Source organism: Micromonospora acroterricola (assembly GCF_003172955.1).
GTDB lineage: Bacteria > Actinomycetota > Actinomycetes > Mycobacteriales > Micromonosporaceae > Micromonospora > Micromonospora acroterricola.
This window is the reverse complement of record NZ_QGKR01000132.1, coordinates 16330-32158: the sequence shown is the minus strand read 5'-3', so window position 1 is coordinate 32158 and position 15829 is coordinate 16330. Positions and strand designations below refer to the sequence as shown.

Annotated in this window: 14 protein-coding genes; 8 read left to right on the top strand and 6 right to left on the bottom strand. The window is 72.9% G+C overall.

Going from position 1 to position 15829, the window contains the following annotated elements; translation table 11 throughout:
- Window positions 1-14: 14 nt before the first annotated feature.
- Both DKT68_RS05520 and DKT68_RS05515 read right to left on the bottom strand, forming a co-directional pair.
- Window positions 15-2498, bottom strand: a complete 2484-nt coding sequence (locus tag DKT68_RS05520) for a DNA gyrase/topoisomerase IV subunit A (RefSeq protein WP_109816339.1) — start codon at window positions 2496-2498, stop codon at window positions 15-17.
- A gap of 32 nt (window positions 2499-2530) precedes the next feature.
- Window positions 2531-4588 carry a DNA gyrase/topoisomerase IV subunit B gene (locus tag DKT68_RS05515; RefSeq protein WP_109816338.1) on the bottom strand — a complete coding sequence of 686 codons (2058 nt, stop codon included), beginning with the start codon at window positions 4586-4588 and terminating at the stop codon, window positions 2531-2533.
- A 333-nt stretch (window positions 4589-4921) separates the two neighbouring features.
- On the opposite strand from DKT68_RS05515, the gene DKT68_RS05510 reads away from it, so the two are divergent.
- The 3 genes from DKT68_RS05510 to DKT68_RS05500 all read left to right on the top strand — a co-directional run bounded on the left by DKT68_RS05510 (window position 4922) and on the right by DKT68_RS05500 (window position 8263).
- Window positions 4922-5698: a hypothetical protein gene (locus DKT68_RS05510; protein WP_109816337.1), complete on the top strand. Its 777-nt coding sequence runs from the start codon at window positions 4922-4924 to the stop codon at window positions 5696-5698.
- A gap of 346 nt (window positions 5699-6044) precedes the next feature.
- Complete coding sequence (locus DKT68_RS05505; RefSeq protein ID WP_109816336.1) at window positions 6045-7301, top strand: SGNH/GDSL hydrolase family protein; 1257 nt, start codon at window positions 6045-6047, stop codon at window positions 7299-7301.
- 98 nt (window positions 7302-7399) lie between these two features.
- Window positions 7400-8263: an alpha/beta hydrolase family protein gene (locus DKT68_RS05500; protein WP_109816335.1), complete on the top strand. Its 864-nt coding sequence runs from the start codon at window positions 7400-7402 to the stop codon at window positions 8261-8263.
- A gap of 39 nt (window positions 8264-8302) precedes the next feature.
- Here DKT68_RS05500 and DKT68_RS31105 read toward each other — a convergent pair whose 3' ends face one another.
- Window positions 8303-8473: a hypothetical protein gene (locus DKT68_RS31105; protein WP_161556622.1), complete on the bottom strand. Its 171-nt coding sequence runs from the start codon at window positions 8471-8473 to the stop codon at window positions 8303-8305.
- A gap of 197 nt (window positions 8474-8670) precedes the next feature.
- On the opposite strand from DKT68_RS31105, the gene DKT68_RS05495 reads away from it, so the two are divergent.
- A complete protein-coding gene (locus DKT68_RS05495; RefSeq protein ID WP_109816334.1) occupies window positions 8671-9330 on the top strand; it encodes a hypothetical protein in 660 nt (219 codons plus the stop codon).
- A gap of 195 nt (window positions 9331-9525) precedes the next feature.
- The gene (locus tag DKT68_RS05490; protein ID WP_109816341.1) at window positions 9526-9897 is read left to right on the top strand and encodes a hypothetical protein; all 372 of its coding nucleotides are present in this window, start codon (window positions 9526-9528) and stop codon (window positions 9895-9897) included.
- 87 nt (window positions 9898-9984) lie between these two features.
- Here the strand turns inward: DKT68_RS05490 and DKT68_RS05485 are convergent, their stop codons facing one another.
- Window positions 9985-10920, bottom strand: coding sequence for a DUF72 domain-containing protein (locus DKT68_RS05485; protein WP_109816333.1), 936 nt, complete (start codon window positions 10918-10920; stop codon window positions 9985-9987).
- Between the two features lie 195 nt (window positions 10921-11115).
- Between DKT68_RS05485 and DKT68_RS05480 the strand changes: the two genes are divergently transcribed.
- The 3 genes from DKT68_RS05480 (at window position 11116) to DKT68_RS05470 (ending at window position 13340) form a co-directional block, all read left to right on the top strand.
- Window positions 11116-11619, top strand: coding sequence for a DinB family protein (locus DKT68_RS05480; protein WP_109816332.1), 504 nt, complete (start codon window positions 11116-11118; stop codon window positions 11617-11619).
- Between the two features lie 205 nt (window positions 11620-11824).
- Complete coding sequence (locus tag DKT68_RS05475) at window positions 11825-12577, top strand: hypothetical protein (protein WP_146218289.1); 753 nt, start codon at window positions 11825-11827, stop codon at window positions 12575-12577.
- A gap of 55 nt (window positions 12578-12632) precedes the next feature.
- Window positions 12633-13340, top strand: a complete 708-nt coding sequence (locus DKT68_RS05470) for a Pr6Pr family membrane protein (protein ID WP_201748915.1) — start codon at window positions 12633-12635, stop codon at window positions 13338-13340.
- Between the two features lie 14 nt (window positions 13341-13354).
- On the opposite strand, the gene DKT68_RS05465 is transcribed toward DKT68_RS05470, so the two are convergent.
- Both DKT68_RS05465 and DKT68_RS05460 read right to left on the bottom strand, forming a co-directional pair.
- Window positions 13355-15433: an amylo-alpha-1,6-glucosidase gene (locus tag DKT68_RS05465; protein WP_109816330.1), complete on the bottom strand. Its 2079-nt coding sequence runs from the start codon at window positions 15431-15433 to the stop codon at window positions 13355-13357.
- The gene (locus DKT68_RS05460; protein ID WP_109816329.1) at window positions 15430-15819 is read right to left on the bottom strand and encodes an SCP2 sterol-binding domain-containing protein; all 390 of its coding nucleotides are present in this window, start codon (window positions 15817-15819) and stop codon (window positions 15430-15432) included. Before DKT68_RS05460 ends, DKT68_RS05465 begins: the two co-directional genes overlap by 4 nt.
- Between the last annotated feature and the right edge of the window lie 10 nt (window positions 15820-15829).

Below are 15829 nucleotides of genomic sequence, written 5' to 3'. Positions count from 1 at the left end.
GGCGGGGGGACGGGTTAGTCGCGTTCGATGAGGTGGCCTACCACGGTTGGGCCCAGCATCACGGCGAAGCCGGAGCCGTCGCGGCGGGGGTCGGCGGCGGGCAGCTCGACCGGCTCGCCGGTGCCGGTCGCGCCGACCGGCCGCGGCCCCACCCAGGCGACGGCCACGTCGGTCTCGTCCTTGAGGAAACGGTGGGCGCGCACCCCGCCGGTCGCCCGACCCTTCGCCGGGTACGCCTTGAACGGCGTCACCTTGACCGTCGCGCCGGTGGAGGTGACCACCATCGGGTCGCCGTGCCCCGGATCGTCGGTGCGCACCGCCCCGAAGAAGACCACCCGCGCCCCGGCGGGCAGGTTGATGCCGGCCATGCCGCCACCCTTGGGGCCCTGCGGGCGGACCAGCCCGGCGGCGAAGCGCAGCAGCGACGCCTCCGAGGTGACGAACGTCAGCGTCTCGGCGCCGTCGGTCAGCCAGGTCGCCCCGACCACCTCGTCGCCGTCACGCAGGCCGATCACCTCGAACTCGTCGGACCGCACCGGCCACTCCGGCGCGCAGATCTTCACGACGCCCTGCCGGGTGCCCAGGGCCAGCCCCGGCGAACCGTCGGCCGGCCCGCCCAGCGGGGCCAGGCCGACGACCGTCTCCCCCGCCTCCAGTGGCACCAGCTCGGCGGCGGACATGCCGCCTCGCAGCGACACCGTGCCGGCCTGCTCCGGCAGCACCGGCAACGGCAGTACGTCGATCTTGAACGCCCGGCCGGCGCTGGTCACCAGCAGCACCCGGCCACGCGCGGTGGAGTGCACGATCGCGCGGACCGTGTCGTGCTTGACCCGGCCGTTGCGCCGGCGCCCCTCGGCGCTCTCCTCCGACTCGGCCGCGGTCCGGGCCACCAGCCCGGTCGCGGAGAGGATCACCTGGCAGGGGTCGTCGGCGACCTCCAGCGGCCCGGCCGGCGCCGACGCGGCCAGCACCTCCTTGAGGTCGCCATCCACCAGCGTGGTGCGCCGTTCGGCGCCGAACTGCTTGACCACGGCAGCCAGCTCGTCGGAGACCAGCTTCTTGAGCACCTTGTCGTCGTCCAGGATGGTGGACAGCTCGGCGATCTCGGTGCGCAGCCGCTCCTGCTCGACCTCCAGCTCGATCCGGTCGAACCTGGTCAGCCGGCGCAGTGGAGTGTCCAGGATGTAGGTGGCCTGGATGTCGGAGAGACCGAACTGGCTCATCAGCCCGTCCTTGGCGGCCTGTGCGTCGTCGCTGCCCCGGATCAGCCGGACCACCCGGTCGATGTCCAGCAATGCGATCAGCAGGCCGTCGACCAGGTGCAGCCGCTCCTGGCGCTTGCGGCGGCGGTACGAGCTGCGCCGGGTGACCACCTCGTACCGGTGGGCCAGGAAGACCTCCAGCAGCGCCTTCAGCCCGAGGGTGCGGGGCTGCCCGTCCACCAGGACCAGGTTGTTGACGCCGAACGACTGCTCCAGCGGGGTGAGCCGGTAGAGGTCGGCGAGCAGCGCCTGCGGGTTGACGCCGACCTTGCACTCGACGACCAGTCGGGTGCCGCTCTCGCGGTCGGTCAGGTCCTTGACGTCGGCGATGCCGGTCAGCCGCTTGGTCTTGGTGACCTCGTTGGTGATCGCCGCGATGACCTTCTCCGCGCCGACGCCGTACGGCAGCTCGACCACCGTGATGGCCTGGCGGCCCCGGCTGCCCTCGATCGGGCCGATCACCACCTTGCCGCGCATCCGCACCACGCCGCGCCCGGTCTCGTACGCCCGGCGCACCTCGTCCAGGCCGAGCAGCACGCCGCCGGTGGGCAGGTCGGGGCCGGGGACGAACTCCATGAGCTTGTCGAGCGTGGCGTCCGGGTGGTTGATCAGCCAGCGGGCGGCGGAGACCACCTCGGCCAGGTTGTGCGGGATCATGTTGGTGGCCATCCCGACCGCGATCCCGGACGCGCCGTTGACCAGCAGGTTGGGGAAGGCCGCCGGCAGCACGGTCGGCTGGGTCAGCGACCCGTCGTAGTTGGGCTCGACGTCGACGGTGTCCTCGCCCAACTCGCCGACGAGCAGCATCGCCTCGCGGGACATCCGCGCCTCGGTGTAGCGCGCCGCCGCCGGCCCATCGTCCGGGGACCCGAAGTTGCCGTGCCCGTCGATGAGCGGGACGTTGAGCGAGAAGTCCTGCGCGAGGCGGACCATCGCGTCGTAGATCGCCGTGTCGCCGTGCGGGTGGTACTTACCCATGACGTCGCCGACCACCCGGGCGGACTTCACGTGCCCCCGGTCGGGGCGGTAGCCCTGCTCGTACATCGACCAGAGGATGCGCCGGTGCACCGGCTTGAGGCCGTCGCGGGCGTCGGGCAGGGCGCGGGAGTGGATGACCGAGAACGCGTACTCCAGGTAGGAGTCGGACACCTCGGTGACCAGTGGGTTGTCGAAGACCCGCGCGCCGGCCTGGTCGAACGAGGAGAGGTCGACCTTGTTTTCCTTACGGCGTGCCATGACTCAGCTTTCCCCTCGGACGGTACGCGTGCTCATGCGTCGATCGCCTCGCGGTCTACGCGGTCGGCGGAGTCGATCAGCCAGTTGCGGCGCGGCTCGACCTTCTCCCCCATCAGCAGCTCGAGGATCCGCTCGGCGGCGTCCACGTCGTCGAGGGTGATCCGGCGGACGGCGCGGGTGGCCGGGTTCATCGTCGTGTCCCACAACTCGTCGGCGTCCATCTCGCCGAGACCCTTGAAGCGCGGGATCGGGGTGACGATCTGCTTGCCGGCCTTCTCCAGCTTGCGGACCGTCGCCTCCATCTCGGCCTGGGTGTAGGTGTAGACGGTCTGCGGGTTGCGCCCCTTTGTCGTGATCTTGTGCAGGGGCGGCATAGCGGCGTAGAGCCGGCCGGCCTCGATCAACGGGCGCATGTACCGCGCGAAGAGGGTGATGAGCAGCGTGCGGATGTGCGCGCCGTCCACGTCGGCGTCGGCCATGATCAGCACCCGGCCGTAGCGCAGCGTGGAGAGGTCGAACGTACGCCCCGAGCCGGCGCCGAGCACCTGGACGATCGCCGCGCACTCGGCATTGTCCAGCACCTGCTGGAGGTTGGCCTTCTGCACGTTGAGGATCTTGCCCCGGATCGGCAGCAGCGCCTGGTACTCCGAGGAGCGGGCCATCCGGCTCGTCCCGAGGGCGCTGTCACCCTCGACGATGAACAGCTCACTGCGGTCGATGCCGGTGGCCCGGCAGTCGACCAGCTTCGGCGGCATCGACGCGCCCTCCAGGGCGGTCTTGCGCCGGGCGGCGTCCTTCTGCTGCTTCTGCGTGAGCCGCACCCGGGCCGCGTCGACGACCTTCTGCAGCACGGTGCGCGCCTCAGCCTTGGTGCGCCGGTCCTCCATCCACGCCTTGAGGTGCGCCTCGACCAACGTGTGGATCACCTTGGTGATGCCGGTGGTGGAGAGCTCGTCCTTGGTCTGCGACGTGAACTGCGGCTCGGGGATCCGCACGTGCACCACGGCGGTCATCCCCTCCAGGACGTCGTCCAGGGTGGGCGGTTCCTCCTTGGCCTTGAGCAGCCCGCGGGTGTTGCGCACGGCGTCGGCGAGGGTGCGGACCAGGGCCCGCTCGAAGCCCTTGCGGTGGGTGCCGCCGTGCGCGTTGCGGATCGTGTTGGTGAAGCACTCGACGGTGCGCTCGTAGCCGGTGCCCCAGCGGAACGACACCTCGACCTCGGCCCGACGCTGCACGTTGGACTGCATGACGCCGTTGGCGTCGGCGGCGTTCTCCCGGTACGTCCCCTCGCCGGTGACCAGCAGGGTGCCGGAGACGGGCCGGTCGCCGGCCGGGGCGAGGAACTCCACCATGTCGCTGAGCCCGTTGGGATAGTGGAACCGCTCCTCGGTGGGCGCCTCGCCGGTGAGGTCGCGCAGCAGGTAGGTCACGCCGGGGACCAGGAAGGCGGTGTTGCGCAGCTTCATGCGGACCGCGTCGACGTCGAGCGCGGCGCCGGTCTCGAAGTAGCGGGTGTCGTGCCACCAGCGGATCGAGGTGCCGGTGGCCTGCCGACGCTTCATCGCGCCGACCACCTGGAGCCCGGGGCCGGCGGTGAACGGCGCCTCGGGCCCGTCGCCGTCGAAGATCCCCGGGACACCGTGCCGGAAGGACATCGAGTGGATCTTGCCGGCGCGGCGGACGGTCACGTCGAACCGGCGGGACAGCGCGTTGACCGCGGACGCGCCGACGCCGTGCAGGCCACCGGAGGTCTTGTAGCCGGAGCCGCCGAACTTGCCGCCCGCGTGCAGCCGGGTGAGCACCAGCTCCACGCCGGAGATGCCGGACTTGGCGTGCACGTCGGTGGGGATGCCCCGACCGTCGTCGTCGACCTGCACCGAGCCGTCGGCGTGCAGCGTCACCTCGACGTTGGTGGCGTGACCGGCGACGCCCTCGTCGGTCGAGTTGTCGAGGATCTCGTTGACGAGGTGACCCACGCCACGGCTGTCGGTGGAACCGATGTACATGCCGGGCCGCTTGCGGACAGCGTCCAGCCCCTCAAGGTGGGTGAGGTCATCGGCCCCGTACAGGGTGTCAGGCTCTGCGGTCAACTGGTCGTACTCCCCGGTCTCGGCGGTGTGCTGCCGGTCACCGGCGATGTCAGCCGGCGTGGCGCGCCGCAGCGAGCCTAGCCCGAGGCTGGGACAACACCCGTAGGCCCTACGCGACCCGCCGGGCGTCGACGCCCGGACGTGAGCCACGGAACAGCCCGCCGGCGCCCGGACCAGCCGGGCGGCGGCGTTCGCGGGGTCACGGAGGAACCACCCGGCCGGTAATCTGACCGGCGATCGCGTCCGGTAGCGCCGGCGCGGGGCGGGAGCGGGCATGGACGGGGACAACGGGGTACGCCGCTGGCGCGCCGAGTTCCACCACGGGCCGGTCCGGTGACCGCGCGGACGAACCCGGGCGACCCGGGTACGGCCGACCGGCGAGGGTTCACCGAGCCGGACGGGACGATTCGCGGCGGACTGGTGCGCGCCCTGCGTACGCCGGCCCGGTGGTGGCTGCTCGCGATCACCCTTCTGCTGGGCCTGCTGGCCGCCGTGGCGTTGACGGCTGCGGCGGCTCCCGGCGATCGGACGTTCGCCGCGCTCTCGGAGACGGTGCAGAGCCTGATGTCGGTGCTGACGCCGCTCTTCGGCATCCTGCTGGTGCGTGACCTGCGGCGGGCGCCCGCCGCCGTCCGGGTCACTCCGACCGTGCTCGCGGTGGGGCTGCCGGCCGTCGTCGTCGGCGTCGTCGGGGTGCTGGTCTGCGCCGTGACGCTCGCCCTCACTCCGGCGGCCGTCGCCGACGACCCGTGGCGGCACGCCGGGACCATCGCGGTCGGCAGTGTGCTGGTGCAGGTCGTCGCCGGGCTGGTGGGCACCGGGCTGGGCCTGCTGCTGCGCTCGCCGGTCGTCGGGTTCCTCGCCACCATCGTGTTGCCGCTGGGCCTGTACGCGCTGCTGGGCGCCGTCGAGCCCGCCCAGGCGTGGCTCACCCCGTACGGCAGCGTACGGAACCTGCTCTCCGGCGAGATGAGCGTTCTGCGGTGGGCGCAGTGGCTGACCGTCCTCCTGATCTGGGGTGTCGGGCTGAACGCCGTCGGCGCTGCGCTGCTGCGGCGGCGCCGGCGACCCGACCGCCAGGTCGGCCGGGCAGCAGGCGAGGGCGGGTGAGGTCGGTGTTGTCGACGGCCGCGTCGACCCGGGGCGGCGGGTCCGCCTCGGCGAGGTAGACCCGCCGGCCGGCGAGGTGCCGGTCCCGGTGCAGCGCCTTCGCTGCCGCGTCGCCTTCCCGTTCGCCGTCGCGGACCGGAGCACGCACGCCCGGATCCGGCCGCCCCGGCGGGTTCCAGCAGCGGGGTGCGGATCGTCGGCGGGTCGAGGTCGCGGCCGACCGGCGCACCGACGCGGACGTGTCTTTCATCGAACGATTCTGTTACGGGCCATTGACGCCCGTCGCGCGGGGGTGATCTGATCGCGCTCTCAGAGAATCTTTCATCTTTCGATGGATGGGAGCCCCATGCCCAGGTTCCGGCGTACCGCGCTCGCCGCGGCACTCACGATCGTCACGGCGGCGCTGTCGACCGCCGTCGCGCTGCCCGCTCCCGCATCCGCCGCGCTGCCCACCGCGGCCGTGGCCCTCGGCGACAGCTTCATCAGCGGCGAGGGCGCCGGGGCGTACACCCCGGTGGTCGACGTCAACGGAGTCGCACAGGGCTTCCCCGGCTGGACGGCGCCGAACAACAACGCGTTCTTCTGCCACCGTTCCGCGAACGCCTCGCTCAACCAGGCCAACCTGCCGGGCGTTCAGAACCGGTTCAACCTGGCCTGCTCCGGCGGCCAGCCCCACGACATCGCCACGGCGTCGGTGGCGCGTGAGAAGGGGCGCACGGTGGCCTCGCAGATCGACCAGATGCGCGCCGTCGCGCAGACCCAGGACATCGACCTGGTGCTGATCGGCCTCGGCTCCAACAACAGCTCGTTCACCTTCGGCAGTGTGGCGGAGAAGTGCGCCAACCGGTTCATCGCCGACGCCTGGACGGGCTGGTGGGAGTTCTGGGCGTACCTCGGCGGCCCGGTGGAGCAGAAGCCCTGCAGCGACGCCGACCTGGCCACCGCCGCGCAGCTCAGCGCCGCCACCGCGGAGACCACCGCAGCGGTACGCCAGCTGCTGACCGCCCTCGACCAGGTGGACGCGGACGGGCAGCACCGGGTGGTGTTCCAGGACTACACCAACCCGTTGCCGATGGACCTGAACCCGACGTACCACACCGAGGACGGCCGGGACGACACCCGGGACAAGTTCCGTGACCTGGGCGCCGAGCGGTACGCGGCCGGTTGCCCGATCCACCGGGCCAGCCTGATGCCCGGTCACCGGTTCTCGCAGGGCCTGGGCACCCTGGTGAAGTCCACGCGGGACACCCTCGCCGCCGAGTTCCCCACCGCCGACCTGGTCTACCTCGACGTGCAGCGCGCCTTCGACGGCGCCCGGCTCTGCGAGTCGTCGACCAGCCCCACCGGAGCGCTGGCCACCCCGATCCGGTTGCAGGACAGCCCGAACGGCACCTTCGTGACCAGCCTCTCCGGCAAGGACAAGATCGCTATCCAGCGGATCGCCAACACCTGCGTCAGCTACTTCCAGACCTGCCAGGAGTCGTGGCACCCGAACGCCACCGGGCACCAGGTGCTCGGCCAGTGCCTGAGCGGCGCGGCCACCACCAGCGCCCGCGCGGTCGCCTGCGTCCGCGCCGGCGACGGAACGATCTCCGTTTCCTGACCGGACCGTTCACCGGAGGCCCCGCCACCCGGCGGGGCCTCCGTCGTGTCCGACATCGGCGGCTACCGGCCGGTAACGTCGAGCCGTAAGCTGGGCCGGTGAACGGGGACCCGGAGTACGCGCAGGAGTTCGTCGACGTCGACGGCGGCCGTCTCGGCGTGCAGGTGTATCCGGAGCCGGACGGACCGCCGGGTGCGCCGGTGGTGGTGATCTGGCCGGCGATGGGGGTGCGGGCCCGCTACTACCGGCCGTTCGCGGCCGCGCTGCGGGCCGCCGGGCTGGCCGTGGTCGTCGCCGACCTTCGCGGCACCGGGGCGAGTGGCCCGCCGCCGAGCCGCGCCGACCGCCACGGCTACACGGAGCTGGCCGGCGACATCGGCGCCGTGCTGGCCGCGCTCAAGCCACGGCTGGACGGGCGCACCCGGCTGCTGCTCGGGCACTCGCTCGGCGGGCAGGCCGCGCTGCTGCACCTCGCCCTGCACGGCAGCGACGCGGCGGACGGGCTGGTGCTGGTCGCGGTCGGCATCCCCTACTGGCGAAGCTACCCGGGCCGGCGTGGCCTCGGCGTGCTGCCGTACACCCAGGGCATCGCCGCCACCGCGGCGGTGCTCGGGGTCTGGCCGGGCTGGGGCTTCGGCGGCCGGCAGGCACGCGGCGTGATTCGGGACTGGGCGTACACCGCACGGACCGGCCGTTTCCCCAAACTGGACGGCACGGACACCGAGGCGGCGGTGCGCGCGGTGCGGACCCCGGTGCTGGCGGTCAGCATGGACGACGACCAGTACACGCCGCACGCGACCATGGACCACCTCTGCGCGAAGCTCGCGGCGGCGCCGGTGACCCGGGAGCGGTACACGGTGGAGCAGGCCGGGGCGCCGCTGGACCACTTCACCTGGGTTCGCGCGGGCACCCCGCTGGCGCGGCGGGTCGCCCGCTTCGCCGGCGACCTGCCGCCCCGCTGAGAGGTGCCGGCCGGTCGCGACGCGGCCCGGCCGGCCGGCTCACTCGTCCTGGTCCAGTGGCACCAGGTCGCCGTCGCGCTCCACGCGGATCTCACCGTGTTCCTTGCGCGGCGGGACCTCCGCGGTGTTCTTGTGCGGGTCGTTGTCCGGGTGCATGAGCACCGCGTCGGTTTTGGGGGTCTTCTCCCGACTCTCGTCCGGCTGTGCCATCTCGTTCCCCTCTCTGTCAGCCTTGGTGGGATCTACCCACCACCGACCGGACGACTCCTGCCGACCGTGGTGCCATCCACGAGCCGCCGGAATGTCCCCGCCGTGCCGGATGCGTCGCGCATCGGCCCTGCCGGGGTGGGGTTAGCCGCCCGGGCGGCGGGTAAGCCGCAGCGCCCGACACGGCGGAAGGGGATCACATGTCCGAACGGCATACCGCACTGCGCTCCATGCACGACCTGGGCCTGGCGGCCTGGTTCGGCGGCTCCCTGATGGGAGCCCTCGGCGTCAACGGCGCGGCGGCGAAGATCAGTGACTCGACCCAACGGCTCCCGGTCGCCTCGGCCGGTTGGTCCAAGTGGACCCCGGTCAACGCGGCCGCGATCGGCGCACACCTGGCGGGGGCCGTCGGTGAGCTGGTGACCGAGAGCCCGCGGGTGGCCTCGCAGTCCGGGGTGGCCCGGGCCAGCACCATCAAGACGGCGCTGACGATCGGCGCGCTCGCGGTGACCGGCTACAGCCGATTGATCGGCATGCGGTTGGAGAAGGCGGGCGCCCCGCCGGTCACCGGCGCCACCGAGCCGAACCACCAGACGCCCGCCAAGGTGGCCGCCTCGCAGCGGCAGATGAAGCTGCTCCAGTGGGCCATCCCGGCGCTGACCGGGTCCCTGGTCGTGGTCACCGCGTACATGGGCGAGCAGCAGAAGCCCGGCCAGGTGTTCCGGGGCATGCTCGGCCGGGTCGGGATGCTGGCGAGCGCCCCGAAGGGGATGGCCAAGATGGCCGGCATGGGCGCCGGCAAGCGGCAGATGGCCGGCATGGGCGCCGGCAAGCGGCAGATGGCGATGGCCGGGCGCTGAACTCCGGGCGGCCAGCGTCCCGCCGGCACCTCGACGGCGGGGCGCCGGCCGACCCGCGCGCCCACCGCCACGACGTGCGGTGCGACGGCGGCGGCGTGCCGCGGGCGTGCGACGCGGCGGGGCGGGGCGGGCCTGACCTGCCCCGGGACGGGCAACCGTCCGCCGGCAGCGGCGGACACGACGAGCGAGGTGGCCATGACGGCGCACGAGGGACGCAGTGGCGGCGGTGACCGGCTGGAGCCGGAGGCGACCGAGCCGTGGAAGGCCGAGGACGGCTTCGACGCCGAACCGCCCTGGGGCACGGACGAGGACTCGCCGATGGACGAGGGCAGCGAGGAGACCGCGGTGCCCGAGGGGCGGCGCGGGGACCGTCGCGCCGGCGCCCCGGCGGGCCCGTCCGACCCGGCCGGTCGGCACGGCTTCGGCTCGGTGGAACCGACCCGTACCCCGGCGGCCGGACCGGGCGCGCCTCCGGACCCGGCGCCCAGCCGCCGGTCGTTCCCGGACGACGCGGACATCAACGAGATGACCCAGGACGCGCTGCGCAGTCGGGGGCGGCGCTCCTAGCAGCACCGCCGCGTGCCCGTCCGGGATGGACCGGAGCGCCGGAGGCACGGGTCGACACGGCCCGCCGCTCATACGGGCGCGGTGCCGTCAGGCGGGCGAGGTGGCACGGGTCGACACGGCCCCCCGCTCGCCGCCTGCTTCGGCCCCGATCATGGTCTCCGTCAGGATCTCCGCCAACCGGGTGGCGTCGCGCTGCGCCTGACCGGCGCAGCAGTTATTGAACAACACGTGCAGGTCGTCGGCCGGGCCCGACAGCTCGGCCAGCAGCCCGGCCCAGTGCCGGAGCTCCTCCTCGGCGTACGCGTAGCGGAACTTGTCCTGCTTGTCGCCGTCGCGCCAGGCGTCGCTGTGGCCGTGGAACCGGACGATCGCCGGCTCCGCCGTGCCGGCGAGGATCGGCGGCACCGACGACGGATGCCCCTGTGGCATGTCGACGCAGACCAGCGAGAGATCGTTCGCGCGCAGCAGGTCCATCGTGTCGGTCGCGGCCGGACCGTCGAACCAGGACCCGTGCCGCAGCTCCACCGCGACCCGCCACGGCCGGCACCGCTGGGCCAGCTCGACGATGCGGCGTTCGGCGGCGGCGCCGCGTACCAGCCACGGCGGGAACTGCAGCAGCACCACACCCAGCTTGCCGGCCGCCGCGATCGGGTCCAGCGCCGCGCGGAACCGGGACCACACCTCGTCGTACACCCGCTCCGGCAGGTCGCGGCGACGGATCCGGGTCGGGCCGGCGGCCGGGCGCAGGTCACGGGGCAGCGTGGCGACCGGAGTCGGATGACCGGTGAAGAGGCTGAACGCCTTGACGTCGAAGGTGAAGTCGGGTGGCGTGGCGTCGACCCAGCCGTGGGTGGTTTCCGGGGCGGGGATCGCGTAGTAGGAGGTGTCCACCTCGACCAGTGGGAACCGGCCGGCGTAGAAGGCGAGTCGACTGGCTGGCGTGTTCGCCGAGCGCGGATACCACCCGGAACGCAGCAGCGACTGGTCGGCCCAGGAGGACGTACCCACCTTAATCACACCCATGTCATTCAGTGGACCGCCCCGCGCGCCGATCGGCAACCGCTGGGGGCCTCCGTCTGACCCGCCGCGCCGGTCGAAGCCGGCTGATCGACCCGCCGCACAGGACGGTGGCGCGAGCGGCCCGCTCGTGTCGGGGCGGAACTGTCGGTGACGCCTCCTACGCTGGCGGGGAGCGGACATCGACGGAGAGGCGGCACCATGACCAGCACCGAGCAGCTCACCGGGGAGCGGGCAGACCTGCTGCAGACGCTGCGCCGGCACCGGTGGTTCCTTCTGCACACCGTCGACGGGCTGACCGACGAGCAGGCGGCCACCCGCACCACTGTCAGCGAGCTGTGCCTCGGCGGTCTCATCAAGCACGTGGCCGGCGTCGAGGAGCGGTGGATGCGCTTCGCGGTCGGCGGCGCGGAGGCGATGCAGCGCGAGGAGATCGACTGGGCCGGCCAGTTCCGGATGGTGCAGGGCGACACCCTCGCCGGGCTGGTGGAGCGCTTCCGGCAGGTTGCCGACCAGACCGACGAGTTGGTCGCCACCCTCGACCTGGACGCGGCGCACCCGCTGCCGCAGGCGCCCTGGTTCGAACCGGGAGCCAGCTGGACGGTTCGCCGGGTGCTGCTGCACCTGATCGCCGAGACGTCCCAGCACGCCGGGCACGCCGACATCCTGCGCGAGGCGATCGACGGCGCCAAGACCATGGGCTGAGCCGGATCCGCCGCACGACGTCCGGCGGCGACGGCGTGCGGCTACCGGGCCGTGCGGCAACCGCGGCGTCCGACGCCCACGGCATGCAGCCGCCTCGGCCCTCCGGCAGCCGTCCCTCCCACCACCTCCCCCGTGTCACCTCCGTTCCGTCCGACCGGAGAGCGGATGTGACACCGCGCAGGTAGGCGGCGCTGAGGGACACGAGATGAACGCAGACCGGATGGACCAGGAGACCGTCGAGCGGCTGCTCGGTGGGGTCGTCGAGTCATCGACCGACCCACGACCGGTGGTGCTGCTGCTGGCGGCGGTCCGCGCCGCCCCGCGCCCCGCCGAGCTGGCCGGCGAGGGCCCTGCCGTGCAGGCCTATCGTCGTGCCCTGGCCGCGCCGGCGGTTCCCGCGTGGCCCGCTCGCCGGCCACGCTCCCTCACCAGGTTCGGTGGCCGGGCGGCCGTGGCGGCCCTGGCGCTCGCCGCCACCGGAGGGGTGGCGCTCGCCACCGGCACGGCGCCCCGGTCGCCGCACCCGCCCACGGCCACGCCACCGGCACCCGGCAGTCCGCCCACCGTGAGCGCCCCGGCCGTCGGTGAGCAGGGCACCGACGGCCCACCGGCCACGACCGGAACGGTGTCGCCCGCCCCGGCACCCTCCGAGATGCTGGGTCTGTGCCGGGCATACCGGGCGGTGGCCGGCGCCGACTCCGCACCGGCCCTCGACAACCCGGTCTTCTCCGGCCTGGTCGCCGCCGCCGGTGACCGGCAGCGGGTGGCCGACTACTGCGTGCGGGTGCTGGCCGGGGCGACACCGCACGGGCCCACCGACGGACGGCCCGGGAACGTGCCGAGCCGTCGGGCAGAGACACCGCCCCCCGCGCCGGATCATCGGCCGACCGACACGGGACCGGACCGCACCAGAGGCGCCGATGAGCGGCCCTCCCGACCCGGCGGCCGACCGACCTGACCAGCCGGCGCCACCGGCCCACGACTTCCCCGCCGTGGGCTGATAGCTTGCCCCGATGAGTCTGCGGCGGCGACGCGCGGCGGCGGCCCTGCGCCTGGCGGTGGTGCTCAGCGTGCTGGCCGGGATCGTGCTCACCGCGCTGGGCCCGGCCACCGTCACCGGGCTGCTGCCGTACTTCACGATCCAGAGCAACCTCGCCGTCGGCGCTCTCGCGGGGTACGCCGTCTGGCGGGCGTGGCGGGACCGTCCCGACCCTCCGTCGGCGCTCCGCGGCGCGGTCACCCTCTACATCACCATCACCGGCGTGGTCTACCACCTGGTGCTGGCCAACCCGGCGAGCCCGTTCGCGATGGCCCAGCCGGACCGCACCGTCGGCGAGGCGATCGGCAACCAGCTGCTGCACACGGTGGTGCCGCTGCTGGCGGTGACCGACTGGGTCCTGCTGGACGAGCGCGGGCGACTGCGCCTCCGGTACGCGGCCTGGTGGCTGGCGTTTCCGCTGGGCTACCTGGGCTTCGCCCTGCTCCGGGGGCTGGTGGTGCACCGCTACCCGTACCCGTTCCTGGACGCGGGCGAGCTGGGCTACGCCGGGGTGGCGATCAGCGCGGTCTTCCTCGCCGTCGCGTTCTGGCTGCTCGGCCTGCTCTTCGTCGGCGTCGACCGCGCCCTCTCCGGACTGCCCCACCGCACCCACCGCACCCCCGACGCGCCCACCACTCAGGGTGATCAAGAAGTTGGCGTCACCGCCAGCGGCGCGTCGTGACGCGAACTCCCTGATCACCGAAGTCGGGGACGGGACCTGGAGCTGCTGGAGCGATCTCCCGCGTACGCGTCGGTGCGGCCCCAGCGGCCTGGGATGTCCAGCAGCTCGACTCTGCCGAACCCGTTCGGCAGGGCCGGGTTCACCAGCAGGTTGTCGCCGGTGGGCCGCAGCCCCAACATGGTGCCCAGGAGCATCAGCAGCGCCCCCGAGGACCACGACTGCGGGCGACCGGCCGACGGCAGCTGGACGGGGTACTTCGTCAGGCTGCGCTCGTAGCCGGCGATCACCTCCGGCACCGCCCCGCCGAGCGTCTGCGCCATGTCGAAGATGCCGGCCGCGATCCGCGCCGCGTGGGCATCGAAGCGGTAGTGCCGCAGGCCGGCGGCGATCAGCCCGTTGTCCGACGGCCACACCGCCCCCAGGTGCGAGCCCACCGGGTTGTACGGGCGCTGCCCGCTGGCGAAGGTGCGCACTCCCCAGCCGCTGAACAGCCGCGGCCCGACCAGGTGTTCGGCGACCGCCTCGGCGCGGTCGTCCGCGACGATCCCGCTCCACAGCAGATGCCCGATGTTGGACGACAACGCGTCGACCGGATCGCCGTACGGCCCCAGCGCCAACGCGTAGTACTCCCGCTCCGGCAGCCAGAAGTCCCGGTTGAACCGGTCCTTCAGCTCCGCCGCCTCCCGCTCCAGCCGGTCGGCGTACGCGGGGTCGCCCCAGAACTCCCGGGCCAGCCGGGCGCCCCGCAGTTTCGCGTCGTACGCGTAGCCCTGCAACTCGCAGGTGGCCCTGGGGAACGGGGGTTCCCGACCCTGGGCGTCGGCGATCGCGTCCGGCGAGTTCTTCCAGCACTGGTTGATGACGCCGTGCCGCTCGTTGCGGCGCTGGTAGCGCAGGTACCCGTCGCCGGTCAGGTCGCCGTACTCGTCGATCCAGTCCAGCGCCATCCGTGCCGGGTGGGCCAGCTCGCGGATCAGGGCCGTGTCGCCGGACCAGCGCTCGTACTCGTCGAGCAGGACGACGAACAGCGGGGTGGTGTCCGCCGCGCCGTAGTAGAGCCCGTCCGGCCGGTCACCGAACGCCGCGGACTCGCCGTAGCGAAGCTGGGCCAGGATCTTGCCCGGCTCCTCGTCGTGGACGTCGTCGAGCTGGCCTCCCTGCAACAGCGCCAGCATCCGCAGCGTCGCGGGGGTCAGCTCCGGGGTGAACGCGATGGTCTGCAGGCAGGTGATGATGCTGTCCCGTCCGCACAGCGCCATCGTCCAGGGCAGGCCGCCGACCGGCACCTGGGCGTTGTACGCCAGCGGCGTGTACCGCAGCGCCGCCAGGTCGGCCAGGCTGCCCCGGTACGTCTCCTCCAGGCCGTCCCGCTCGGCGACCAGTTGCGGGGCCCGTGCCAGCCAGGCCCCCAGATCCTCGCGCATCCCCCCGCGTACGTGGTTCCGGTGCGACTCCAGGTCGTTGCGCAGGTCCCGGGCGCCCTCGCCCCGAATGGTCATGGTGATGTGCAGGTCGGTCTCCCACTTCCCCTCCGGCTCGATCCGGATCCGGAAGGTCATTCCCCGCTCGTCCACGTCGCTCGGAGCCGTGCTGGTCACGGTGGTCTCGCGGACGAACCGCTCCCGCTGGTACCGCAGCACGAGCTGGCCGCGCGCGGAGTCGGCGGTGACCTGGGCGGCCGGCCGTGGCCCCCGGCCCTCCGCGGCGTCGGCCAGGTCGGCCAGGTCGGCGAAGTCGTTGCCCATGTCCATTCGCACGGTGAGGTCGGCCGGCTTCGACGAGTGGTTGAGCATGGTGATCCGCTCGTTGAAACTGTCGTTGATCGAGCGGTGCCGGATGACCGACACGTCGGCGTCGACGTAGTGGCTGGCCGTGCCCGGGACCAGGAAGAACCGGGTCTCGAAGTACGTCATGTCGTCACGGGACAGGACGTTCAGCCCTTCCCCGTCGATGCTGAGCACCCAGTGGGACAGGAAGCGGGTGTCGAACGAGAAGAGCCCGACCGGAGTGTCCGGGGCATCCTCCATGTCGCCCTGGGCGTCGCTGATCGCGAAGGCGTTGCCCGCGATCACGTGCACCCGTTCCCGGCTCACGACCGCCCGTCCCGCCCGGCCAGCGCGGCCCGACCCAGCTCCCGGGGATGGCGGGCGCCGGCCGGCCCGGGAAAGATCCGTCGCAGCAGCATCAGCAGCTGCACGTTGCCCCGCACGGTCAGATCGTTGCGGAGCAGCGCCGTCGCCACGTGGGTCTCGCCGCGCGCCAACCCGTCGAGGACCGCAGTGTCGGCGCGGACCACCAGGTCCGCGTCGTCCGCTGACCGGGTCACCCGCACGTGCTGGTCGGCGATGGTCAGGTACCAGTGGTCGGTGCAGCCGTCCACGCGAGCGTCGAGCCGTACCGTGCCCGAGGTGGCCGCCGGCAGGTCTGGGCGCCGACCAGTGTCGAGTTGTTGCAGATACCGCGCCGCCGTCGTGCCCATCAGGTCCCCT